The organism is Adhaeribacter arboris (assembly GCF_003023845.1).
GTDB lineage: Bacteria > Bacteroidota > Bacteroidia > Cytophagales > Hymenobacteraceae > Adhaeribacter > Adhaeribacter arboris.
In genome coordinates, this window is sequence record NZ_PYFT01000001.1 from 547,311 (window position 1) to 571,320 (window position 24,010).

At 41.5% G+C, this 24,010-nt stretch carries 24 protein-coding genes and 1 other RNA gene; 10 read left to right on the forward strand and 15 right to left on the reverse strand.

All coding sequences use genetic code 11. The features are described 5' to 3' along the window. Positions 1–106: 106 nt before the first annotated feature. Positions 107–1,231 (forward strand): DNA polymerase III subunit beta, encoded by a 1,125-nt coding sequence (dnaN, locus tag AHMF7605_RS02265; protein ID WP_106926044.1) that lies wholly within the window; start codon positions 107–109, stop codon positions 1,229–1,231. Positions 1,232–1,491: 260 nt separating this feature from the next. Beyond that, positions 1,492–1,836, forward strand: coding sequence for a gliding motility protein GldC (gene gldC, locus AHMF7605_RS02270; RefSeq protein ID WP_106926046.1), 345 nt, complete (start codon positions 1,492–1,494; stop codon positions 1,834–1,836). Positions 1,837–1,944: 108 nt separating this feature from the next. Here gldC and AHMF7605_RS02275 read toward each other — a convergent pair whose 3' ends face one another. The 9 genes from AHMF7605_RS02275 to AHMF7605_RS02315 all read right to left on the reverse strand — a co-directional run bounded on the left by AHMF7605_RS02275 (position 1,945) and on the right by AHMF7605_RS02315 (position 10,892). Continuing rightward, a complete protein-coding gene (locus tag AHMF7605_RS02275; protein WP_106926048.1) occupies positions 1,945–2,427 on the reverse strand; it encodes a DUF4890 domain-containing protein in 483 nt (160 codons plus the stop codon). 260 nt (positions 2,428–2,687) lie between these two features. After that, a complete protein-coding gene (gene dcd / locus AHMF7605_RS02280; protein WP_106926050.1) occupies positions 2,688–3,224 on the reverse strand; it encodes a dCTP deaminase in 537 nt (178 codons plus the stop codon). 181 nt (positions 3,225–3,405) lie between these two features. Further along, the gene (locus AHMF7605_RS02285) at positions 3,406–3,666 is read right to left on the reverse strand and encodes a HepT-like ribonuclease domain-containing protein (protein ID WP_106926052.1); all 261 of its coding nucleotides are present in this window, start codon (positions 3,664–3,666) and stop codon (positions 3,406–3,408) included. 399 nt (positions 3,667–4,065) lie between these two features. Next, positions 4,066–4,953: an Rpn family recombination-promoting nuclease/putative transposase gene (locus tag AHMF7605_RS02290; RefSeq protein ID WP_106926054.1), complete on the reverse strand. Its 888-nt coding sequence runs from the start codon at positions 4,951–4,953 to the stop codon at positions 4,066–4,068. Between the two features lie 140 nt (positions 4,954–5,093). Beyond that, the gene (locus tag AHMF7605_RS02295) at positions 5,094–5,675 is read right to left on the reverse strand and encodes a YIP1 family protein (protein WP_106926056.1); all 582 of its coding nucleotides are present in this window, start codon (positions 5,673–5,675) and stop codon (positions 5,094–5,096) included. A gap of 47 nt (positions 5,676–5,722) precedes the next feature. Next, positions 5,723–7,018, reverse strand: a complete 1,296-nt coding sequence (gene hemL / locus AHMF7605_RS02300) for a glutamate-1-semialdehyde 2,1-aminomutase (RefSeq protein ID WP_106926058.1) — start codon at positions 7,016–7,018, stop codon at positions 5,723–5,725. 28 nt (positions 7,019–7,046) lie between these two features. Next, entirely contained in the window at positions 7,047–8,738 is a 1,692-nt protein-coding gene (locus AHMF7605_RS02305) for an ABC transporter substrate-binding protein (protein WP_106926060.1), read from the reverse strand. 259 nt (positions 8,739–8,997) lie between these two features. Further along, a complete protein-coding gene (guaA, locus tag AHMF7605_RS02310) occupies positions 8,998–10,527 on the reverse strand; it encodes a glutamine-hydrolyzing GMP synthase (RefSeq protein WP_106926061.1) in 1,530 nt (509 codons plus the stop codon). A gap of 152 nt (positions 10,528–10,679) precedes the next feature. Beyond that, complete coding sequence (locus tag AHMF7605_RS02315; protein ID WP_106926063.1) at positions 10,680–10,892, reverse strand: CsbD family protein; 213 nt, start codon at positions 10,890–10,892, stop codon at positions 10,680–10,682. Between the two features lie 245 nt (positions 10,893–11,137). Here AHMF7605_RS02315 and AHMF7605_RS02320 point away from each other — a divergent pair, with 245 nt between their 5' ends. The 7 genes from AHMF7605_RS02320 to AHMF7605_RS02350 all read left to right on the forward strand — a co-directional run bounded on the left by AHMF7605_RS02320 (position 11,138) and on the right by AHMF7605_RS02350 (position 16,091). Then, positions 11,138–11,677, forward strand: a complete 540-nt coding sequence (locus tag AHMF7605_RS02320) for an NADPH-dependent FMN reductase (RefSeq protein ID WP_106926065.1) — start codon at positions 11,138–11,140, stop codon at positions 11,675–11,677. A gap of 68 nt (positions 11,678–11,745) precedes the next feature. Then, positions 11,746–13,065, forward strand: a complete 1,320-nt coding sequence (locus AHMF7605_RS02325; RefSeq protein WP_106926067.1) for a serine hydrolase domain-containing protein — start codon at positions 11,746–11,748, stop codon at positions 13,063–13,065. A 261-nt stretch (positions 13,066–13,326) separates the two neighbouring features. After that, an RNA gene (gene ffs / locus AHMF7605_RS02330) (signal recognition particle sRNA small type) lies at positions 13,327–13,426 on the forward strand. Between the two features lie 97 nt (positions 13,427–13,523). Then, positions 13,524–14,180: a fructose-6-phosphate aldolase gene (gene fsa / locus AHMF7605_RS02335; protein ID WP_106933315.1), complete on the forward strand. Its 657-nt coding sequence runs from the start codon at positions 13,524–13,526 to the stop codon at positions 14,178–14,180. Between the two features lie 96 nt (positions 14,181–14,276). Further along, the gene (locus tag AHMF7605_RS02340) at positions 14,277–14,480 is read left to right on the forward strand and encodes a fructose-6-phosphate aldolase (protein WP_106926069.1); all 204 of its coding nucleotides are present in this window, start codon (positions 14,277–14,279) and stop codon (positions 14,478–14,480) included. Between the two features lie 2 nt (positions 14,481–14,482). Next, the gene (locus AHMF7605_RS02345) at positions 14,483–15,199 is read left to right on the forward strand and encodes a cell division ATP-binding protein FtsE (RefSeq protein WP_106926071.1); all 717 of its coding nucleotides are present in this window, start codon (positions 14,483–14,485) and stop codon (positions 15,197–15,199) included. Then, positions 15,189–16,091: a glycosyltransferase family 2 protein gene (locus AHMF7605_RS02350; RefSeq protein ID WP_106926073.1), complete on the forward strand. Its 903-nt coding sequence runs from the start codon at positions 15,189–15,191 to the stop codon at positions 16,089–16,091. Before AHMF7605_RS02345 ends, AHMF7605_RS02350 begins: the two co-directional genes overlap by 11 nt. Before the next feature lie 109 nt (positions 16,092–16,200). On the opposite strand, the gene AHMF7605_RS02355 is transcribed toward AHMF7605_RS02350, so the two are convergent. After that, positions 16,201–17,229 (reverse strand): DUF6565 domain-containing protein, encoded by a 1,029-nt coding sequence (locus AHMF7605_RS02355; RefSeq protein ID WP_106926075.1) that lies wholly within the window; start codon positions 17,227–17,229, stop codon positions 16,201–16,203. A gap of 205 nt (positions 17,230–17,434) precedes the next feature. Between AHMF7605_RS02355 and AHMF7605_RS02360 the strand changes: the two genes are divergently transcribed. Next, complete coding sequence (locus tag AHMF7605_RS02360; protein ID WP_106926077.1) at positions 17,435–18,571, forward strand: DegT/DnrJ/EryC1/StrS family aminotransferase; 1,137 nt, start codon at positions 17,435–17,437, stop codon at positions 18,569–18,571. Between the two features lie 182 nt (positions 18,572–18,753). Here the strand turns inward: AHMF7605_RS02360 and AHMF7605_RS02365 are convergent, their stop codons facing one another. From AHMF7605_RS02365 to pseI, 5 genes are all read right to left on the reverse strand, one after another. Further along, on the reverse strand, positions 18,754–20,232 hold the full coding sequence (locus AHMF7605_RS02365; protein WP_106926079.1) for a lipopolysaccharide biosynthesis protein: 1,479 nt from the start codon (positions 20,230–20,232) through the stop codon (positions 18,754–18,756). 108 nt (positions 20,233–20,340) lie between these two features. Next, entirely contained in the window at positions 20,341–20,901 is a 561-nt protein-coding gene (locus AHMF7605_RS02370) for a polysaccharide deacetylase family protein (RefSeq protein WP_106926081.1), read from the reverse strand. Between the two features lie 53 nt (positions 20,902–20,954). Then, the gene (locus AHMF7605_RS02375; RefSeq protein ID WP_106926083.1) at positions 20,955–21,671 is read right to left on the reverse strand and encodes a DUF7033 domain-containing protein; all 717 of its coding nucleotides are present in this window, start codon (positions 21,669–21,671) and stop codon (positions 20,955–20,957) included. 8 nt (positions 21,672–21,679) lie between these two features. Beyond that, a complete protein-coding gene (locus AHMF7605_RS02380) occupies positions 21,680–22,969 on the reverse strand; it encodes a glycosyltransferase family protein (RefSeq protein ID WP_106926085.1) in 1,290 nt (429 codons plus the stop codon). Beyond that, on the reverse strand, positions 22,969–24,009 hold the full coding sequence (gene pseI / locus AHMF7605_RS02385; protein WP_106926087.1) for a pseudaminic acid synthase: 1,041 nt from the start codon (positions 24,007–24,009) through the stop codon (positions 22,969–22,971). The genes AHMF7605_RS02380 and pseI overlap by 1 nt, the downstream gene beginning before the upstream one ends. Position 24,010: the final 1 nt, after the last annotated feature.

Below are 24,010 nucleotides of genomic sequence, written 5' to 3' on the forward strand. Positions count from 1 at the left end.
TTGCAGAAGAAGGAAAACGCTACAAAAGATTTCCACAATCCTGCTTTTGCGGTAGGAAAAACTCTAATTATTTCTAACTTTGTTTCACCACTTCAGCCAAAAAGTAATGAAATTTATTGTATCGTCTTCCGCTTTATTAAAACAGCTACAGAGCATAAACGGGGTAGTAGCCAATAACCCGGTAGTCCCAATTTTAGAAAATTTTCTCTTTGAGATTCAGGATGGTACGTTAACAATTACCGCTTCTGATTTAGAAACTTCCATGATTACGGAGTTACACGTAGAAGCTAAAGAAAATGGCCGGATTGCTGCTCCTGCCCGAATATTGCTCGAAACCCTTAAAAATTTACCCGATCAACCCGTTACTTTCACCCTCGACGAAGAAACGTACACCATTGAATTAAGCTCGGCCAACGGACGATACAAGCTTTCCGGCGAAAACGCTACTGATTTTCCGAAAGTGCCGGCCGTAAAAAGCCAAAGTTCCATCGAGGTGCCTTCTAATGTATTAGCCCGCGCCATCAATAAAACTATTTTTGCGGTAAGCACCGACGAACTTCGCCCGGCTATGACGGGTATCTTTGTGCAGCTTACCGATAGCAATATAACTTTTGTGGCTACCGATGGACACCGTTTACTGCGCTACCGCCGGAACGATGTTGCTCCCGGCGATTCGGCTTCTATTATTATTCCCCGGAAGGCTTTTACTTTGCTTAAATCTACTTTACCCGCCGAACCTACTTCGGTGCGGGTAGAATTTAATAGTTCCAATGCCTCCTTTAGTTTCGACAATATACGGTTGGTTTGTCGCTTAATTGATGAACGTTATCCGGATTACGAAAACGTAATTCCGATGAAAAACCCGAATAAGCTGAATATTGACCGGTATGATTTATTAAGTTCGGTTAAACGAATTTCCATTTACTCGAATAAAACCACGCACCAGGTACGTTTAAAATTAGCGGGCAGTGAACTGCAGATTTCCGCCGAAGACTTAGATTTCTCCAACGAAGCCAACGAGCGTTTGGCTTGCCAATACGAAGGGGAAGACATGGAAATTGGCTTTAATGCTAAGTTCTTGCTGGAGATGCTCAACAATATTGATTCCGACGAAGTAAACTTAGAACTTTCTACTCCCAACCGGGCCGGTTTGCTCATGCCAACCAATAACGACGATAACGAAAATATATTAATGTTGGTAATGCCGGTAATGTTAAATAACTACGTTTAATTAGTTTTTAGTTTTAGGTTGAAGTAGTACGGAAAGATTAAGTACCGACAATAGCAATTAAAATTTTTAATAAAATAGGAAGGGAAGTTAATCACTTCCCTTTTTTGTTATTTATGATTTAAGCAAATGTAAGCTGTTAAATAACGGGAATATTTTTCGGGAACAATTTACAAAAACCGGTTGAAGCCTTACCTTTGCCCGGAAAATTCTATTAAAAGACCAATACTTACTTCTAAGATATTTTAATTACCACCAGATCCATGAAAAAATCAGAAATATATTTTAGTATTGCCCTGGATGATCAACACGTTCCGGAAGCTATTTCGTGGCGGGCAACGGATGCCGGAGATACTATTCATTTTGCCAAAGCTATCAATATTGCTCTCTGGGATCGCAACGAAGCCGGTACCATGAAAATTGACCTTTGGACGAAAGATATGCCCGTAGAGGAGATGAAATATTTTTACATAGATACGATTGGCGCTATGGCCGAAAGTTTACAACGCGCTACCAACGATAACGCCATGGCACAAAAAATGAAAAATTTGTGCGAAGAACTAATGAAGCACGTGGACGACGAGCAAAAAAATCAACCAAATGCTTAAGCTAAAAATAAAAGCCCCGCTTTTCAGTGGGGCTTTTATTTTTAGTTAAAGTAGTGTTTTTCTATTCTAACAACGAACAACTAGTAACCAATGACTACTTATTTAATTTTACCGATTAATTGCTGGTCTTAAAACCGGGTCCGATGCTGTGGTGTTGGTAGAATTATTCCCAATTGATTTGCTTAAAGGATTACTTGTCTTTTTCGATTTAGACAAACCCAGGCTTTTCGCAAAATCTTTATCGTATTTATAAAATTCTGACCGGTTACCGTAATATTGACCGTATTGGTCTAAACTCAAGAAGTTTTCTAATTCTTTGTCGCGTTCCCGACAAACTCCCTGGCAGTTCTTTTCTGCTAAGCTGGGATTGTTCGCGTATTTTTGTTCAATCTCCACCATCTTACTCACTTTTTCCTGGTTTATTTCCCGTAACCGCTTCGCCTGGAAGTTATTCAGACGCAATTCCCGGATCATTTGGTCCGAAAGCCGGTCGGCCCGTTCTTTAATTGTTTCTGTTTTATCTTGCCTTTGCGCTTGAACTCCAAAAACGGAAGCCCAAAGTAGAAAGGTCATCATCCAAAATTTTTTCATAGCTACAATAGTTAAACTTAAAAATTTTCGGGTTAGAAACAAGAACACTCAATTGCTTTGAGTAGTGTCCTTCTGTTATTACTAAACGAAAATTAAGCCGGGATGTTGATAAACAAAGTAATAAGTTTTAGGGCTGAAGCAAAACGAAATGAAGCCGGTATCAACTAGGCAGCAGGTGTTTTAAAAAAGAGAAAAAGAAAAAAGCAGCTTCATTAGAAAGAAAAGCTGCTTCTAAACTATAAAATCTGGTTTTTGCCTTTTTAAAATTTGTTCTTCCACATCATGGACTCCACGGGTAAATCGGTGCGGGTAGTATACTTGGCGTTGGATTTTTTATTGTAAAAATTTTCAATATCGCCTTTAACTTCGAAGTAAATTAATTGCCCGATTGGCATGCCGGCGTAAATCCGTACGGGTTGGGTAACTGAAATTTCCAGGGTCCAGGTATTACAGAAACCTACGTCGCCTTTACCGGCGGTAGCGTGTATATCTATACCTAACCGGCCCACACTTGATTTTCCCTCCAAGAAAGGTACGTGCGCGTGCGATTCGGTATATTCTTGAGTAACTCCTAGATAAAGTGTATGAGGTTGCAAAACATAACCCGTTTCCGGAATATCAAAATGAATGATTTCATTGTGTTTCCGGGCATCAATAATATCATCTTTATAGGTAGCTAGGTGCTTGCCTAAATGAACATCGTAGGAATTGGTGCCGAGGCAATTACGATCGTAAGGTTGAATGAGAATATTCCCTTTAGCCATTTCGGCTAGTATTTCTTTATCGGTTAATATCATGGTGGTGCTTGCAAATCAAGCTTAAAAATAATAAATATTTACCGAATGGTAGTTAGATAATAATCTAGCTGACTTTTGCTTTGTCACGCTTAACCATGCAATGGCATAGCTACTGCCTAAATTTTTTAACTTTTATTGCGCATTAGGGCTTTTTCTATCTTGCGGATTTCGTTTATCTGGTCTAAATTATGAGAAAGGTAACTGATAGCAATGCGCCAAATGATTTAATATCAACTCCAAAATACGCAAGGCTGATTCTGTTTCTTAATCTGCACATTTCCTCCCAGGGAGTGTCTGGATAGCTGGTTATTACTTCTTCTGCCAAATTTTTAATCGTTTGGCCTATTGCTTCAAATTTTTTAATTACGGCATCCAGAGTTCTGTAATTTCCTTGGAAAGAATTAGCCTCATGTTCTGCTAAGTATTCCTGCAAGCGGAGCATAGAAGTTTGAAGGTCTACCAGATATAAAATGTAATTTTTATGTTTAGTCCATGTACTTTACCAGGCTGCTCAACGCTGGATTAGTAACTAAGTCAATCTTTATGTGAAAAACATTTTTCTAGATATTTTTCTCAGGCGAAAAATCCTCGTGCGGGAATGGTAGAATAACCGACCGGAATATGTATGTCACTTTCTTCTGTTTGCTTGTTCTCGGCAAATAAGCCAAAATAGCCAACTTCCTTTCCTTAAAATTTATCCTTTAGATAAGGTTTGATTTCTTTCGGTTTTGTTTCTCAATCTTTTGCAGTCAAACTAGCATGCCTATAAAACTTTTATTTCATTTAACATGATGCCTAGCCGAACAGGTCTGGGCGCTTTTTTAATGCACCCTAGGTGTTGTTACCCCTCGTTTTTCTTTTTCAACGTTTCTATCTGCTGTTCTGTCAACCCCGTAGTTTCAGCAATTACCTCAAACGGAATCCCTTTTTTCAGCATGTTTTGGGCAACTTTCTCTATTCCTTTCTCTATTCCTTTTTCTATTCCCTCTAATAGTCCTTCTTCCCTTGCCGTATCCAGTGAGTTTTTCATGTCCCGGTAATATTTCAAACTATCTTCATAAGAACGAACCTGTTCCGGCGTGAACCGGGCTATTTCTGCTGTTTCAAAGAGCTTCTCAAAAATACGTTCCCGTAACTTATCGGGTACTTTGTTTAAACGGTTGAGGTTACGGATCACATACAACCACTTGTCGAATCGGGTGTCCAGTTCCTCAACGGTCTTGTTGAATTTAGGCATTTCAAGGTAAATAAAAGTAAGCTTATCGTAAAATACTTCTTTGGTTTCCGTATCGGTTAACTTGATGTCGTACCGGAATTTAGCCGGATCATTTTCATCTTCGTCAAAAACGAAGTCCAGCAAGGCTATGGTATAAACCGCTTTTAATTCATAGTTCCAGTCGGCCCGTTTAGCTTGTTCTCTTATTGGGAAAGTAGAATAATAAACGGTTCGGTCTTTAAAGAAGTTTTGTTTGGTTTTTTGTAGTTCCACAATAAACTTCTCGCCTCTTTCATTCTCACAATAAAGGTCGAAAATAGCTTTTCTATCTAATTCGCTGCTTCCTAAATGTTCGCTTTTCAGGTACGTTAAATTTTTTATTTCTCCTTGTTCTTCTTTTAAGAGCACGTTTAAGAAGTCAAGAAGCAGGTCTTTGTTCGGTTCTTCCCCGAACAGTTTCTTAAAACCGTAATCGGTAAATGGATTTATATATCTTTCTGTAAATTCAGTCATTAAGGACAACTTTTATCCAAAGATACAGGTTTTCTGGCAGACTGTTTCTGGTTCTCAAATGTGGATTAACGGCCTGGTATAAAAGGCGAACGAGGCATGGTCAAAGTATGGCTTTTATGCCTGGTTAGCTTTTGTGATTCTTACCACTCCATTACTAGAAGATAGTAAATTGGTACGTACAGTACTGATGCTGCTAAAAAATTAAGAATTGCCCTACCCACAGTTATGTTCTGAACTACCGTTAAGTTTTTTACCAAACGTACAAGCGTCCAAATAGCCAAGATTCCAATTGCAATCTTCAACACAGGCATTATTACAATGAGAGCTATCATGTTTTCTTGAATGATACTACTTTCGAAAAAGTGGGCAATTGTCAAATATAAGACTATCAGAGCAACAGTATACAAATGAGGCAAGTATGCAAGACTAAAAGCTTTCAAGATATTTTTATAGGAACCTTCTGTATTAAAGAATTTGCCTGTGAGCTTAACAAAATAGCACATGATAAAATTAGACACACAACCATACAGAAAACCAATAACTATAAGCGATATGATAAGTGGCGGCAAGTCAATTTTTAAGGCAAGAAAATAGTCTTGCTTTAAGGTAAAGTAGGCGAATACACCTTGCAAGGTGAAGAACCATATTGTCTTTCCCCAACGGACATTTTCTTGAAGTGCTTCTTCAATACTTATATTTGAATTATCTACAATTTGACTCATTAAATTATTAGATATCAACGTTAACTTCTAGATAAATGGAATAACTGCTAAGCTAATTGGTGAATTACCTGGAGAGCAGCTAAATTAGCCGCAATGTATTGATCGGCCAGTTTATCCGTTAAGGCGATGGATACAAACAAAGATTCGAATTGGGAAGGTGCCAGGTAAATGCCTTGACGCAGCATACTGTTAAAATATTGCCCAAACAAAGCCAAGTCGGATTGTTTCGCCGATTCAAAATCGGTAACCGGGTCGGGCGTAAAGAAAATGCTGAACATGGAACCTACCCGGTTGATGGTATAAGCTAAATTTAGTTTCGCCAGATTAGCCTGCATGCCTTCTACCAGTTTGCTCGTCAGGTTCTCCAAATAAGCGTAAACTTCGGGATGTTCGTTTAAATACGTGAGCATGGCAAAACCAGCCGCCATGGCAATTGGATTACCCGAAAGAGTTCCCGCCTGGTACACCGGCCCGGCCGGAGCTACGCAGTCCATAATTTCTTTTTTTCCACCGTATGCCCCAACGGGCATGCCGCCGCCAATTATCTTCCCTAAAGTAGTCATATCCGGCAGTACGTTGTACAACTCCTGGGCGCCCCCTTTGGCTAACCGGAACCCGGTCATTACTTCGTCAAAAATTAAAACTATATTTTGCTGGGTACATAGGTCGCGCAAACCTTGTAGAAAACCTTTAACCGGCGGTACCAGGCCCATATTGCCGACCACCGGTTCCAGAATAATAGCAGCAATCTGACCGGCATTGGCTTCAACAGCAACTTTTACGGCTGCCAGGTTATTAAATGGTACAGTTATCGTATCCTGCGCCACGCCTTTGGTAACGCCCGGGCTATCCGGCACACCCAAGGTAATTGCGCCGCTGCCCGCCGAAATCAAAAAAGAATCGCCGTGGCCGTGGTAGCAACCTTCAAACTTGATAATTTTATCTTTGCCGGTAAACCCGCGAGCTACCCGGATTGCCGACATAGTTGCTTCGGTACCAGAATTTACCATGCGCACTTTCTCTAACGAAGGTACCATTTGAACAATCAATTCCGCCATCTCTACTTCGCGGCGGGTAGGAGCACCAAACGAAAAAGATTTACCTAAAGCATCTTGTACGGCTTTCTCTACCGTTTCACAGGCATGGCCCAGAATCATCGGACCCCAGGAATTAATAAAATCCAGGTATTGGTTGCCATCTTCATCAAAAAGATAAGGGCCTTTGGCGGAGGCCATAAATAGGGGGTTGCCTCCCACGGCTTTGAAAGCCCGCACCGGCGAATTAACCCCACCCGGAATTACTTGCTGAGCCCGCTGAAATAAATTTGAACTTTTCTGAATCATGAGAAATGCTTTTGCACTATTTTTCTATTTATCGGAAAATGGGATTAACCACGTTTAGCTGCAGGTTCTCCATTTTTAATAAGGGCACGTATTGGTTGTCCTGAGCCCCTGCGTATCCTATCCCCTGAAATACAACGCCCGAAACAGGTCCTTCGTTCTGCAAACCACTGTTAAATTGACGGCCATACTTCTGTAGTATTTGTCCAAAATAATACAGCATTTCGAAGCCGGAGTAAGCATAAATGGAAGGCGGCACGTTAAACCGCGCCGCGTACTTACGCCGGAATTGCTGCGGCCCGGGAAGAGTATTATCAATAAATTTAGGATAGATAAAATAAATATTACGATTATCGAATTGATTTAAGGATATCTGATTCACGTTTAACCAGGAAGGATAGGTAATAACAGGAATGGTAGCATCCGTGAGGGCTAATTGGCTTAGAGTGGATATGGCTACCGAAGGCGTATTCGATAACAGCAGCAAATGTCCGATTGTGGTTAAATCAATAGCAGATAGCAGGGTAGCCGCCGAGGTAATTTTAGGATTAAATCTCTTATACAGTGTAATTTTTCCGCCCAACCGCTCAAACTCGCGTTTATAGGCATTGGCAAAAGATGTATCTTCTTTAGTTGTTTCGGCCAGAATAATGGTGTTTTTAACCGGAAAATTCTGGTAAGCAAAAGCGGCACTTTGCCTGGCCCGAGTAGTAACCGAAGATTCAAATAAATACAAGTTAGGACTGGTTTTAACCAAACTTAAATCTTCGGAAAGAGGGTTAATGCTATTAAGATTATGCTGCCGGGTAAACTGAGAGATAATTTTGTTAGCTGATTTATAAACCGGACCCACAATTAAATCCATGCTGGCCAACTCGGGCATTTGCAGAGTAGCTTTTATTTTGTTGGTATCGGCGGGAGCGTCGTAGGTAAATAAATTAAGCTGAATTTGCTGTATGGCTAAAGAATCTTGAGCCAAGAGCATGCCGGCGTAAAAATCAGTAACAAATTGGTTCCGACGCGCTTTTGCTTCCGCTTCAGTTTGCGGAAAGGGTAGAAGCACAGCTACATTAAAATTATTTTTTTTAGCGCCAACCAGACTATTTGGGTCGAATTTACTTTTATCCAGCTTAAACTTTTTTACCAGATTTTCCAGAGTTTCTTTATCTGCAGCGGTATACCAACCGGCTATTAGCTTGTTCGCATACACCTGGGCGAGTACTTTATCGTCGTTGTACTTATTCAATAAATTTTGAAGCATAGTTTTATCTGAAATTTGATTCAGATAATTGTATTCCATGGCAGTAGCATCCGTCGTTAAACTTTTTTCTTTAATGCTTTCCAGAATAGAAAGGGCCCGTTCGTAATCTTTCTGTTCAAAAGCAATGTTGGCCTCTAGAAATATTGCTTCGGCTAAGTTAGGCCAGGAGGAATAAGCATTTTTGAGCAAATTTAATTTTTGACTAGCTTCCGGGTATTGTTTTGCTTTAACCGCTGCTACAGCATATAAGTACATCGCCCCGGGCGAGTAAGCCGGCTGATTCGCGGTAATCAGCGGCTGCAACTCTTTCATGGCCAATTGGTATTTATTAGCCGTTAGTAGTTGTTTCGCGTTTTCGTATTTAGTACCCAAATCGGCAGCCGTTTGGGCTTGTACGGGGAGCAAACTGGTAAATAGCAGCAGCCAAAAAGCCTGAAAGGTATATCGGCAGAGTTTATTCATGTAGAATCTTTAAAATGAAGCGTTAGGTATAATTAGGTACGTAACAGAAGTTCAACTACTGGTTCAAAATAGTTAGCCCAAAAAAGCGTACGACTCCCGTTAGGTACAAACTGGCGAATATAAATGACGCTAGTTACGCTTCGCTAAACTGCGCCAGGGATAAGATGATTTCAATCAGCCTGTTTCTTTTGGCCTTTCATCAGACAAGTTGTAGGTTACAACTTGTCTGATGAAAGGCCAATTTTCAACCCTGCAACTCTTATTCCCATTCAATAGTGGCCGGCGGTTTAGAGCTAATATCGTACACCACACGATTCACGCCTTTTACTTTGTTAATAATTTCGTTTGATACGTTAGCTAAAAATTCATACGGTAAGTGAGCCCAATCGGCCGTCATGCCATCTACGCTGGTAACGGCCCGTAAAGCTACCACGTTTTCGTAAGTACGTTCGTCGCCCATTACGCCCACGCTTTGCACCGGTAAAAGCATCGCCCCAGCTTGCCATACTTCGTTATACAAACCGCTTGTACGCAAGCTTTGAATAAAAATATGATCTACTTGTTGTAAAATATGTACTTTCTGGGGGGTGATGTCGCCAATTATCCGGATAGCCAAACCTGGGCCGGGGAACGGGTGGCGGCTCAGAATTAAGTCGTCGATGTTTAAAGTTTTTCCTACCAGCCGAACTTCATCTTTAAACAAAGCTTTCAGCGGTTCCACAACTTTCAATTTCATGTAGTCGGGCAATCCACCAACATTATGATGCGATTTAATCGTAACTGACGGGCCTTTCACCGACACAGATTCAATTACATCGGGATAAATTGTACCCTGCGCCAACCATTTTACGTCTTCAATCTGATGCGCTTCTTCGTCGAAAACCTCGATAAATACCCGGCCAATGGCTTTACGTTTTAGTTCGGGATCGGTCAGTCCGGTCAGAGCGGAATAAAAGTTAGCTTTGGCATCTACCCCTTTTACGTTTAAACCCATGTGCTGGTACGAGTCGAGCACACTTTGAAATTCGTTTTGCCTGAGTAAACCATTATCCACAAAAATACAGTACAAGTTCTTACCAATGGCCTGGTGAATCAGCATGGCCGCCACCGATGAATCTACCCCGCCCGATAATCCTAAGACTACTTTATCGTTCCCAATTAAATCGCGCAATTCCTGTACGGTAGTTTCAATAAACTGGTCCGGGGTCCAGTCTTGCTGACAACCGCAGATGTGCACCACAAAATTACGCAGCACGGTTTTGCCTTCGGTAGTATGCGTTACCTCCGGGTGGAACTGAATTCCATAGGTTTCCTGGTTAGCAATTTTATAAGCGGCAACCGCTACGGTATCGGTGGAAGCTAAAATTTCAAAATTTTCCGGAATATGCTTGATCGTATCGCCGTGCGACATCCAAACCTGAGTGCCGATGGTAATTTCTTTTAATAAACGGTTCGTGGCGTGTACTTCGCTGAGGCGGGCCCGGCCATATTCGCGAATAGTAGAAGCTATAACCTCCCCGCCATTTTCGTAGGCCATTAATTGAGCGCCGTAACATACCCCCAGAACCGGAACAGAACCTAAATACAGATCTAAATTAGGATTAGGATGATCCTCGTCGCGTACCGAACAAGGACTTCCGGACAAGATTACGCCTTTGATATCTGGCGTTAAGGCGGGCACTTTATTAAAGGGGTGAATTTCGCAGTAAACGTTGAGTTCGCGTACCCGGCGGGCAATTAACTGGGTATATTGCGAACCAAAATCGAGAATGAGAATTTTTTCTGGCATGCGCAAAAGTAAGGAAAAATGTTTTAATCTAAATCCTGGATTTTGCACGGTTGAGAATCAGCCTGCATTTTATTTAGTCGGGAAACATAGCAAAAAAGGCCCCGATTCTTTTAATGGAACCGAGACCTTTTTAGCTATTCTAATCGGGGTGCTTATAAACGGGCCATCCAGTTTTTTACATCTTGGGCCGCTTTACCAATTTTATCGCCGATTTTACCGAACCATTCCTCCTGGGTGCCTTCGGCGTATTCTAAATCATCATCGGTTAAGTGTCCGTACTCCTGGCGGATTTTTCCTTTTGTTTCCGTCCAGTTACTGCGGGCTCTCAGCTCAGCAGCATCGTTATCAAAATCATTATAGGCCATAGTTTTTTAGTTTAGGTTAAAAATAGAGCTATGTTATTGTTAACGTTACGCAGCCTATTTAGTTTATTTAAAATAAAATGCTTTAATTGTCAGAACTGTAAATGGCTTCCATTTAATTACTTTGTTCATTCTGGATTAATTAGAAAGTAAAATGATAGAAAGCTGAAAATGTTATTAGTAAACTTATCTTATTTTAAAGTAAGCTCTGTAGATTTTAAGAGAGAGATTCCTTTAATCTAGCTGTTATGAAAATTCTTGGTATTTCGGGTAGTCTTAAAACCACTTCTAAAAATTCTGTATTGGTACGGGCAATTCAAACCTTTATACCAACTAATTGGCATTATACTATTTACAACGGACTTGATGATTTGCCCCATTTTAGCCCAGAACGGGATATTGATCCGGCTCCAGAAGCGGTACAAAAATTACGTTCCTTGCTACAGACAGCCGATGCAGTTTTGATTTGTACGCCGGAATATGCCCATGGTATGCCGGGCTCCTTAAAAAATGCTTTGGACTGGACAGTTTCATCCGGCGAATTTGTTAATAAACCGGTAGCGGCGCTTAGTGCTTCGCCTTCGATGATGGGAGGGGATAAAGCGCACGCCGGTTTGGTACAAACCCTTACGGTATTATCCGCCATTATCCCCGAAGAAGCTAAAATTATTATTCCTGGTATTCCCCAAAAGCTGGATAGCAATGGCGAGTTAATGGATGGAACTACTATTCAGCGGGTTAAACAAATGCTGGAAGTTTTAGCCGAAACAGTGGTAAAGGGCAATTAAAAAAGAAAATAACTTTTTAAGGAAGTATTTAAAATAAGTTTTATCGGACCTACAACTAAATAGATTTTATGCGGAAACAATTACTAAGCTTGGTTTTTTTTCTTTGGGTATTGGGTACGTACGCGCAAACGGCCAGCACCATCCAGAAAGCGGGTACGAACTTAAAAGTAACTACTCCCGAGAGCGTAGGCATGAGTAGTGCGCGCCTGCAGCGCATGGATAAAATGATTCAGGAGTATACCAGTAAGAACTATTTGCCCGGGGTAATTGCTTTTATTTCACGTGACGGTAAAACGGTATACCAAAAAGCATTTGGCGTTAACGATACCGAAACAAAAGCCGCTTTAGAGCTTAATGCCATTATGCGTATTGCTTCCCAAACCAAAGCGCTTACCAGTTTAGGCGTTATGCTCTTGTTCGAAGAAGGTAAGTTTTTGTTAGATGACCCCGTTTCTAAATATTTGCCCGCCTTTAAAAACCAGCAAGTACTCGATAAATTTAGCGAAAAAGATTCTACCTACACCACCGTACCGACCAAACGCGAAGTAACCATCCGGCACTTACTCACGCACACTTCGGGTATCGGGTATGCCGGTATTGGCAGTAAAGAAGCCACCGCTATTTATGCCAAAGCAAAAGTAACCAGTGGTATTGGTACTCCAGAAGGTAAAATTGGCGATGCTATGAACCGTTTAGGCGCCTTACCCCTGATGCACCAGCCCGGGGAGAAATTTACCTATAGCTTAAGCACCGATGTATTAGGTTATTTTATTGAAGTAATGTCGGGGCAACCATTAGATAAATTTATGCGTTCCCGGATTTTCGAGCCGCTCGATATGCAGGATACTTACTTTTATTTGCCGGCCAGCAAGCACAACCGCCTGGCTACTTTGTATACCGAAGATGCTCAAAAGAATACCATAAAAGCGCAGGCCCGTAATGGCCAATCGCCCGATTATCCGAAAGTTACCAATGGTACTTATTTTTCGGGTGGGGCAGGTTTGTCTTCTACCATTACCGATTATGCCAAATTCCTGCACATGATGTTAAACAATGGTTCCTATAATGGGAAACAAATTATAAGTCCAGCCACCGTGCACTTAATGACTACTAACCAGATTGGGGAAGTTAATCAAGGCGATAATAAGTTTGGTTTAGGATTTGGAATTATTACTTCAAAAGGAGCTACTAAATTGGGCGTAAGCGAAGGATCGTACGAGTGGGGCGGTTATTATGGTACCAGCTATTGGGTAGACCCTAAAGAAGGTATAATTGGGCTGCTCTATACGCAAAAAGCGCCTAATACTACCGGTGGTTCTATTGCTGATAAGTATAAAGCTATGGTTTACCAAGCCATTACCACTTCGCATAATCAAAAAGCGGAGTAATTTAGAATCGCGGATTTTCGCGAATTAAACAGATGGCGCGGATTATATTTTGAAATGAAAGGTGGAATAGCAGAGGATTTGTCTATCAAAAAAGAAAGGCTAACCTAATACATTTCGCCTTTCTTTTTTAATTCTTTATTGTTTACAACATTCTTTCTGATTGACTATCAGTATTGTGTAATAAAAATTCGCGCCATCTGTTTAATCCGAGAAAATCCGCGATTCAGTATTGTGCGTTAAAAAATCATTAGCTATCTTTGCAACGGCAAATCGGCACGACCAGCTCCTGCTGAACTCCCCCAGGTTCGGAAGGAAGCAAGGGTAGGTGGTTGAGCGGTGCGATGTTCGGTTTGCCACTTTTTTCCTTCCTCTTTCCAGCATCTTCGCTAAATTCTTTCTTTTTCGCAGCTAGTTTCTTTTAAATTCCCGTAGCTTTGCTTTGGAAAAAACTGTTTACTATGAAATTTTTTATTGATACTGCGAATCTAAACGAAATCCGGGAAGCTTACGATTTAGGCGTACTCGATGGGGTAACTACCAATCCGTCTTTAATGGCGAAAGAAGGCATTAAAGGTCACGACAAGGTAATGGCCCATTATAAAGCAATCTGCGAAATAGTAGATGGCGATATTAGCGCCGAAGTAATTGCCGTGGATTACGAAGGCATTATCCGGGAAGGTGAACTCCTGGCTGAACTGCACCCCAATATTGTCGTAAAAGTACCCATGATCCGGGAAGGCGTGAAGGCCATTAAATATTTTTCAGATAAAGGAATCAAAACCAATTGCACTTTAATTTTTAACGCGGGTCAGGCCTTGTTAGCCGCAAAAGCCGGGGCTACTTACGTGTCGCCCTTTATTGGCCGTTTGGATGATATCGGGCAAGATGGTATGCAGTTAATTGAGCAGATTGTACAGATATTTAGTAATTACGGTTACCCAACCGAAGTTTTAGCCGCTTCCGTACGCCACACCATGCATTTGCTGCAATGCGCCGAGATTGGTGCCGACGTGGTAACCTGCCCTTTAAATGTAATTACTTCTTTACTCAATCATCCGCTCACCGAAAGCGGTCTAGCCAAATTCCTCGCCGATCACAAGAAAGTAAATGCTTAAATTTTAGTTGTTGGTTGCTAGTTGTTCGTTGTTCGGAAAATATTTATTTTACTAACTCAACCCTAGTAACGAACAACTAGCAACCAATAACTAAACGTGTACATCATTAAAGTAAAAGGGAAAGCTAAAATTCCGGATTATATTCAGTTGCGCGACGAAAATTTTGTGCTGATTGCCTACTTCCGCGCCGATCGCCCATTGAAGAATATGGACCGGTACGGACTGGCCAACAAAGAGGAACAGCTAGCGGCTGTTATACAAGAACTGGAATTCGGGAAGCTCCAGAAACTGGAAATTTAATTATGCGTAATTTTTCTTCTTCGGCGCCCGTGGTGTCGTTAAAAGATGTTTCTATCCACCAGGATGTACAAACGGTATTACAAGGGGTAACCTTTGATATTGAAAAAGGAGAGTTTGTGTATTTGGTGGGTCGCACGGGCAGCGGCAAATCTTCTTTATTAAAAACGTTGTACGCCGATTTACCACTCCGCACGGGTATGGCCAGCGTGGCAGGATTTCCTATTTTTAAATTACCCCGTACCCAGGTTCCTTTTTTGCGCCGTAAAATCGGGATAGTGTTTCAGGATTTTCAGTTACTCTTCGATCGTACCGTAGCTGATAATTTACGGTTTGTCCTAAGAGCTACGGGCTGGTCCGATTCTTCTAAGGTAAAACAGCGGATTTCGGAGGTACTTATGCGGGTGGGCTTAGATGCCGCTTCTAGTAAAATGCCGCACCAGCTTTCGGGCGGTGAACAACAGCGCATTGTAATTGCCCGGGCCTTGCTCAACGAACCCGTTATTTTATTTGCCGATGAACCTACCGGTAATTTAGACCCGGAAGTAGCAGACGGGATTATGCAACTATTTAACCAAATAAATAACCACGGCACGGCCGTTTTAATGGCCACGCACAATCACCATATCCTAAATACGTATCCGCACCGGATCTTAAAATGCGAAAATGGAAAGGTGCTGGATTCGGCGAAGCAAAGCTTTTCCTTAACGGATGGTATCTGAGTTATCCATTTTAATTCCGGTTTATAATTTTGCAGTTGATAAGTTGGTTAATGTATTGTGGGTGCAATGCAAGGAAGCAAATATTATTTTCGAAATAATATGTTTGGACGATGCCTCAGATTCCTATTTTCAGGATAACAACAGATTTTTACAAAAACTGGAGAATGTTATTTACGAAGAATTACCGGTAAATATTAGCCGGGCTGCTATGCGAAATGCATTAGCTCAACGTGCCCGCTATTCGTACCTGCTTTTCCTGGATAATGATTCAGAAATAATTGAGCAGGATTTTATCAAAAAGTATTTACAGAAAGCCCACCCAAATCAAATATTAATAGGCGGCACCCTTTACCCAGATAATCTGCCTCTTCAACCATACCGTTTACACTGGAAGTTTGGCCGTAACCGCGAACAAAAAACTGCCGCTTTGCGAAATCGCCACCCGTATCAAAGCTTACAGGTAAACAATGCGCTCGTACCCCGATCTATATTTCAAAAATTTCCCTTCGACGAAAAGATCGTGCAATACGGGCACGAGGATTCGCAGTGGGGAAAACGCTTGGAAAGCGCTAGTATACCGGTCGTTCACATTCAAAACCCCGTAGGCCATTTAGGGCTTGAGCCTTGCGAAATTTTTTTAATAAAAACGCAGCAAGCTATTTATAACCTGCACCGGCTTTACTATACCGAAGGAATTGGAAGCAAGACTTCTCTGATTAAAGCTTATATACGGCTATCCCGATATCGTTTTAAGCAACTTTATTTTAGTTTTTTTAAATTAATACAGCCTTTGCTGCTGCTTAATTTACGCAGTTCTTGGCCAAGTTTGTTCTGTTTCGATTTGTATAAATTAGGATTATTCATTCAGGCAGATTGTACTCGCGAGCAGTAACAACCCAATTAGGTATCAAGAAGATGAAGGAGTTTATAACAGAAGAAGCCCGGGTGTTCGCCGGGCTTCTTCTGTTTTCATAGTTTTATTAGCTTGAATCAGGTCGGAATTATTCGTTTTCTTTTTTACCGTCAAAGGCATCTTTTACTTTTTCGCCGGCTTTATCCGCGGTTTTTCCAACTGCTTTAGCACCTTTTACCACTCCTTCTTTCACGTCTTTACCGGTTTCTTTGGCCGCATGGCCTACTTTACTGCCTACCTTAGCCCCCGTTTCGGTTACATCTTGGGCAGTGTTTTTGGCGGCGGTGCCTACTTTATCGGCTACTCTACTACCAGTTTCTTTCGCATCTTTACCAGTTTCTCTGGCTTTCTGACCTACTTGCTGGGCACCTTTCTGCGCCTTGTCTTCCACTTTTTCGCCGGTTTGTTTCACATCGGCGGCCACTTGGCTAACAACCGGATCTAACTTTTCGCCGGTTTTAACCGTTTCGTATTTTGCTTTGGCCTTGGCAATTTCAATTTTATCATTGTTGGATATTTGGTCCTTAACGGCATCTTTACGATCATCTAAGGCCCGGTAATAAGCTTCCACTTTTTGCCATTCATCTTTCGTAAAACTATTCTTATTTGCCCGTACTTTTTCTACAAAGCTATCGTAAGCTTCCCGGATAGCAGATGCGGATAGAGCAGAAATAGTGGCGGTATTAAACGATGTCATGATAGTATTTGCTCCGGTACTGGCTACTTTGTCCGGTGCCATACCCCCACTCAGGTTCGTGCCCCGGGAATTCCAATAAGAGCTGTACCGGGTCTTTAAGCGGTCAATTTCCTGGCGGCGATTTTCGTCGTAATTAGTACTGTATTGGTCTAAACGGGCTACTTTTTCATCGTACATGCTCCGTTGGTCTTTCCAACTCGTACTTGCGGTATCCAAGGAGGCAATGGTGCTGGAATCAAGGGTGCTCACGTAGTTTTTGTAATCAGTATAGGCTGATTCGCCATCATTAGCTGCCGTAGCAGCAGTATCGGTAGATTCAGAAGTGGTATTTTTATTATCCGATGAACAGCTTACCTGCAGGGCAGCTAAACTTAAAGCTAGTGCGTAGCTCAGTATCGGGGTTTTAATTAAATTTTTCATAGTTTTGTTCACGTTGTCAATAGGGCTAAACTAATTATTTTACAGTCTAACTTCTTTCTAAAACGAAAGGAACATAAGATTGTTTCAATTTTACGTTTGCTGGTGAACGTTCTGCGCCTATTTTGGCTCGGAAATGTTATTATTTTACGGATTATAACTTCCTTATATTTAATCTGAATTTAAATTTCTTGCTTGTTTTCTGCTTATGAATCCTATCCGCTTATCCGACGTTTCGGATAGTTGTGCTTTATTAAAACCAGCTTTAGAAAATGCTTTTGCCCAGGTGTTAGCCGAAGGTAATTTTATTAAAGGAGCTCCGGTAGCAGAATTTGTCCATTACCTGAGTGAATACTTACAAGGGCCGCAAGTTATACCTTGTGGGAATGGCACCGATGCCCTGCAAATTGCTTTAATGGCTTTGGATTTGCCACCCGGTAGCGAAGTTATTGTACCCGTTTTTAATTACGTTTCGGCGGTAGAAGCAATCGCTTTATTGGGTTTGGTGCCGGTATTTGCCGATGTGCTGCCGGGTACTTTTACTATTGATCCTGATTCTGCCGCGGCAAAAATTTCTTATAAAACCCGGGCCATCATCGCAGTGCATTTGTTTGGCCAATGCGCCGATTTAAAAGCGCTTACCGAATTGGCGCGAAAACACGACTTATTTTTAATGGAAGATAATGCTCAAAGTCTGGGTGCTCAGTTTGTAGCCGCCAATGGTTTCCGTTATTTTGCGGGTACCGTAGGGCATATCGGTACTACTTCTTTTTTCCCGACTAAAATGTTGGGAGCTTTAGGCGATGGGGGAGCTCTATTTACCAAAGATGAAGATTTAGCAACAATCCTGCGGCAAATTGCCAGTCACGGGCAGAGCCGCAAATACACCTACGAACGAATTGGAGTAAACTCCCGGTTGGATACTTTACAAGCTGCCTTTCTTTCTATAAAATTGAAATACTTAAACGCTAATATTGGGCAGCGGCAATTACTCGCCCAAAAATACGATCAGAATTTACAGGAAAGCCATTTTATACAAGTTCCGAAACGTGCCGATTACAGTACCCATGTTTTCAACCAATATGTAGTGCAGGTACCCGCCGGGCATCGGAATAATCTTCGCGCTTTTTTACTCCAGAAGCAAATACCTACTGCTGTTTATTACGCTACCCCTTTGCACCTGCAACCCGCTTACCAATATTTAGGTAATTTCGCCGGCGACTTTCCGGTAGCCGAAAATATTTGTCAGAAAGTAATTGCCTTGCCTTTACATCCGTCCCTTACCTTAGAACAAGCAGATTATATAAGTAGCAGTATTCAAGAATACGTCCAAAAAGTTAGTTGAATCGCCGATTTTCGCCGATTTAGCCGATTATTTTATCGAGAGCGGGATAGTAAGATTTCTGGATTATTAATTTGTCCGGAAAAACCAAATCAATGGCAATCATTAAAAATCTTTGGTCACTATAAAGGCTATTCAAAATCTATAGCATCCGGTAACCAACGGTTAAAGGAAAAAATCTTGCCTTATTTAAAGTTTTGCCGAAAGCGCGAAAGTATTTTATCCGTCATTTCCGGGGCCAAATTTAGGTTTAAGACTCCGATGGCATAGATTAAGGTTATTAAACCGGAACGAATTATAATATCGATAAAAGTTGAGTACAGAAACGGCAATTGCCAGCCAACAACGTAGGCCAATAATGCCAGCATTATAATCTGCAACGAAGTTTTGTCAAAAGGCTGCATTTTATAAAAGTAATACACGCAGGCCAAGCGCGTAGTATTAATTACCCCGTACACAATTAAGAAAACAAAGCCGGCGCCGTTAATGCCATAATTTTGAATAAAATAAGGATTGGCCATAATGGTTAATAAGGCCAATAAAATATTAAAGATTAAATCGTAGCGGTAGCGGGGGGAGGTTAACAATATATGGCCGTTAATGCCGGATGCCAAATCAAAAAGCCGAGCGGCACACACAAATAAAATAACGTATTTCCCGGCACTGTAAGCTTTCGGTAATAAAGCCAATAAATTATCGATATTGGCCCAAATACCGATAAACAACAAACAGCCAATAACCAAATTGATGCGGGTAACCTGTTTATATAGCGTCTGCATGGCCGTTAAATTATAGTTTTTCCAGAAATCGGCGATTTGAGGCAGCGCAATTTTGTAAATAGAACTGCCGGCAATTAAAATAACACTCGCCACATTGGTGGCGGTGGTATAAATTCCTGCATCGCCCAAACCATTATAATGGGTGATCATAATGGAGTCGATAACCGTAATAATGGTACTGGAAATATTTCCTAAAAAGGCGTACAAACCGTATTGCAGCATGGGCCGAATAGGTCGATTGTGCCAAGCCGTTAGGTTGGGCGAAAGATGAAATTGTTTCAGCCAAACAACGTAAATAAACAACACAACCGCTATGCCCGCATTTACGACGATAAATAAAAGTAAAAACGTTTGGAAATTTATAAGATGAGTGGCGTACAGCAAAACACAGGCACTAATACCTACCCGCAGTAAAAAGTCTTTGGTGAAAGAAGGAATTACCGTTTTATAAAGCGAGGTTAAGTAACTGTTAAATAAAGTGAAAAGAAGCGTAAAAAAACTAAGTGGACCAATGTAAAAAGAGTATTGCCGCAAAAGAGGAGCTTCTTTGGCGTAATAAGCCAGAATTTGCGGTTGAAACAAGTAGTATAGACTAATGATAACCCCAAAACCGAGCAAAGGAATTCCTAGAAGTAGAGTCAGAAAATTATGGTGCTGCTTGGCCTTATCTCTAAAAAATGGAAAAAATTTAATGCCCGCGCTGCCAAAACCAAGCGCCGAAAGCTGGGCTAATACTAAGGCAATATTGGGCAATACCCGGGTTAAACCCACCTGCTCTACGTTTAAGATCCGCGGAAACAACACCATTACGTTAATGTAACCAATCAGCACGCCGGTGTACGAAATAATGCTATTCTGAATACCCTGCCGCTTGATAATTCCCATGCCTTGTTTTACTAAAATTAAGTTGGATTAAGTATTTATGTTCTTCCGCAAGCTTCTCCCATAAAAATGCTTTAAGAAACAACTTGAATCTGATGGAGTAATTTTTATTTAGCCGGATGCAGGTTTTAGCAATTGAACAACTTGACTTAAGGTTTTAAAGCTAGCCTCTTCTTTTTGTAAATACTGCATTATCTGATGGAAAGCAACCGGACCATTGTTTAGGTTATGAGGTGAGAAATTTTCGTTGTGCCAGAGCCAGGTAAAGCAGCCGCCAAATCTCTTTATTTCTTGTAGCATCGGCATTATGGCCGGTAGAATTTCTGCGGCGGATAATTGTAAATATTGAGGATGATGTAAGGTAGCATCCATTAACTGTAAAGGAACTTCCCAAAAACCAAAAGCTCGCCTGGTTTTATAATTAAATAACTGAAACGGAAAACAGGTGCCGTGCCGAAATCCAAAGTACTCCGGAAAGCCCAGAGTAGTATCGTAAGTGACATTTGCTTCTTCTAGTAATTGGGGCGTTGTTTTGGGTTCAAATCGTAAATAATGAAACCGGTTCCCGCGTACAGGTATGGCTACTTTCTGGATTTCCGCTTGGAGTTTACCTTGGGTAAAAGAGGTAATATGACTGCCGTGAATGCCAATTTCAAACTTATTCTGCTGCAATAAAGGTAACCAAGCCTGATAGCGAGGCTGCGTAATATCGTAATCGGCGTTAGCTACCCCGTTATATTTTGATGATTGGCCAAAAAGAAAAAGGTGGATTGTACCCCGTAGTTCTGCACCTGCTGCATTACTTCCGGCACGTTAAACCAATTATCCTGATTGGTTATTTTCTGTTTTAATAGTTTACTTAAAACGGACCAATTACCTTGTTTTAGAGCTGATACTCCTTCTACGCGCCAAGCCGTTTGGCAATTATCAATATCGTGCGTCAGGCAAGTAGTAAAGGGGGCCTTACGAGCTAAAACCGATTTTAATTCTAAACCATACACCCTTTCAATTGCGGTCTTCAAAATATCAAAATAATAATTAACTACGGGTACGGTAATAAAGCCATACTTTTTTTGTAAGCTTTCCGCGTAAGGAAAGCGGCCGTACGTATCTCGTTGCGAAGAATAATACTCCTGCCAGCCACTCAAATAATAAAAAACATTGGCAATAATATCTACCTGAATAATTGCTTTATCATCCACGTAGGTTACGAATTCTTTTAATTCCGAGGAAGTAAACCAAAACGCAATTTTCTGATTTTGCCAGGTGTAATATACCGGCGCTTTTTCGGGGAAAGGAGCTGTGTTTTCGAAAAAAGTTGATTCTGAACGATGAATCTGAATGCGACTTTGCTTATCTAACCCGTACTGAATATCAAAAACCTGACCAGGTGAATAAATCGCGTAAAACTGAGCCAGTACGTATTGAAAGATTGCTTCCATCCCCCAATTTAGCTCGTTTTAACTAGAAATTCTTTAATGTACCGTAAAGCTAATTCGTGGCTGCGGCCTTCGTATTCGGTACCTAGCACCGCGTTATAATAACGTGCCCGCCCGGAAACTTGCGGTCGATTATGTTCATGGGTACGAATAATTGCAAGTACTTTGTCTACATTTTCAGCTTTTTCTACCAAATGGTGGCGCACATAGCCGTAATAATCCTGCACAAAATTACTTTTTTCCAGACGGTAATAAATACTTAGAATGTTTAGCATTACTGCTTCCAGGTGAATGGAAGAATCAGCCGCAATAATAACATCTTGCTTTAGCAAAAAATCAAAAGCCGGTTCTACTTTCGCATTCGAGAACTGAATCCGCGAACTAATCTGATGAATAAAAAGGAAATTTCGCCGGTCGCTGGGATGCGGACGAAAGCTTATGTTTTTATCCGGGAATTCTCTGGTCAGTTGGGTGAGTAGTTGTTTAATAAGGTCGGTTTCATCCATAATATTCGCGCATACCGCAAGGGAAGTAATGGAAGTGCGGAGATTTTTGTTTTGGAGGTATTTATCTGCCTTGGGCATACCAATCAACTCTACTTTCCCTAAAACCGGGCCGCACACCCGGTATTTATTTAAGCTATCCTGACCTTCTAATAAACTTAAGTCGAAAGACAGAGGTGGAAAGTTGGTACTTACGCTGGCGTGTTGCAAATAAATGGTTGGAATACCTACTTCTTTAGCCGCCAATAACAAAGCCCGGGGATCGGTATTATGATCGTTCGCGAAGATGATGGCTCTTGGCCGGTATTTTTTTAAATAATTTACCGACAACTCATAATAGCCAATTGCAGAATAAATTAAATCAAAAAAGCGGAGCGCCCGTTTTCCTTTCAACTGATATAAACCCCACAGCAAGGGCAAGAATTTATAGTAATAAAAAATCTTAAAACGGGTAGGTAAGCGGTTTACCTGTTTATTGTAAATACCAATTTGTTTGTTTTGGCCGGATACGAAAATTGCTTCCGGAACGGCTTCTTGGATAAATTGCAAGGATTCGTAATTATTTTTACTAACCACATACAGCCAAATTTTGCCCGAAATGATTTCTTTATTCCGGAAAGGTAAGAATAAATTTAAAAATAACCGGCCGCCGGTATACAGTATTACCCTGCCCAAGCGGGCAAACCCATTTACCGGGCTAATAGCATTAATAGCGTGGGCGGGGATGGCCGCAAATGTGTCCGTAAAGCGTAGTTGTAAGATGTCGGCGTAAATTTGAACCAGCTTTTTATACGGCATTAGAGCAATTCCCAGGTTAAAGGAGTTCCGGCTTTAATATTAGTTTTGGCAGTCTTACTTAATACCTGATCTAAATACTTCGGCTCCAAACCTACATTAGGGCGGATAATGCGAATATTTTCTTTCGTGAATGGTTCTCCCGCCTGTATATCTTTCGCCACGTAAATGGACCGCTTGTACAAGCGGCTGTTTTTTTCGGCTTGCTGCACCCCGTATTGAATGGTTCCCAATGCTAAAAAGGCCCGTTCCGATTCTACTACTAATGCTTGTAGCTCCTGCGGTTCTAAAGAAAAAGCGGAATCTACGCCACCATCCGCCCGGCGCAAGGTAAAATGCTTTTCGATAACGCAAGCCCCTAAAGCTACCGCGGCCACTGAAGCGCCTACGCCCATAGTATGATCACTTAACCCTACGGGCAAGTCAAATAATTGGGCTAAGTGCGGAATAGTAAGAAGGTTAGTGTTTTCCGGGGAAGAAGGATAGGTGCTCGTGCATTTCAGTAATACAATCTCATGACAACCATGCGTTTTTAAAGTGCGAACGGCTTCATCTATTTCGGCAACCGTGGCTACCCCTGTGGAAATTATAACCGGTTTGCCCGTAGAAGCTACTTTTTTGAGTAAAGGCAAATCCGTGTTTTCGAAAGAAGCAATCTTATAGGCCGGTACCAGCAAGGATTCTAAAAAATCTACCGCTGTTTCGTCGAATGGAGAGCTAAATGCCAGTATGCCCCGCTCCTGAGCCCGCTGAAATAGTGCTTGGTGCCATTCCCAGGGAGTATAAGCCTCACGGTATAAATCGTATAATTCCCGGTTTTTCCAAAGCGAGTTGGGATCTTCAATGGTATGTACTCCTTCTATCGTCATGGTGTCGGGAGTATAGGTTTGTAACTTTATGGCGTGGGCTCCCGCATCGGCGGCCGCATCTACAATGGCTAAGGCTCGGTCGAGCGATTGGTTGTGATTACCCGACATTTCGGCAATGATAAACGGCCGGTGCGCCGGACCAACTTTACGGTTGCCAATGGTTACTTCTAACATT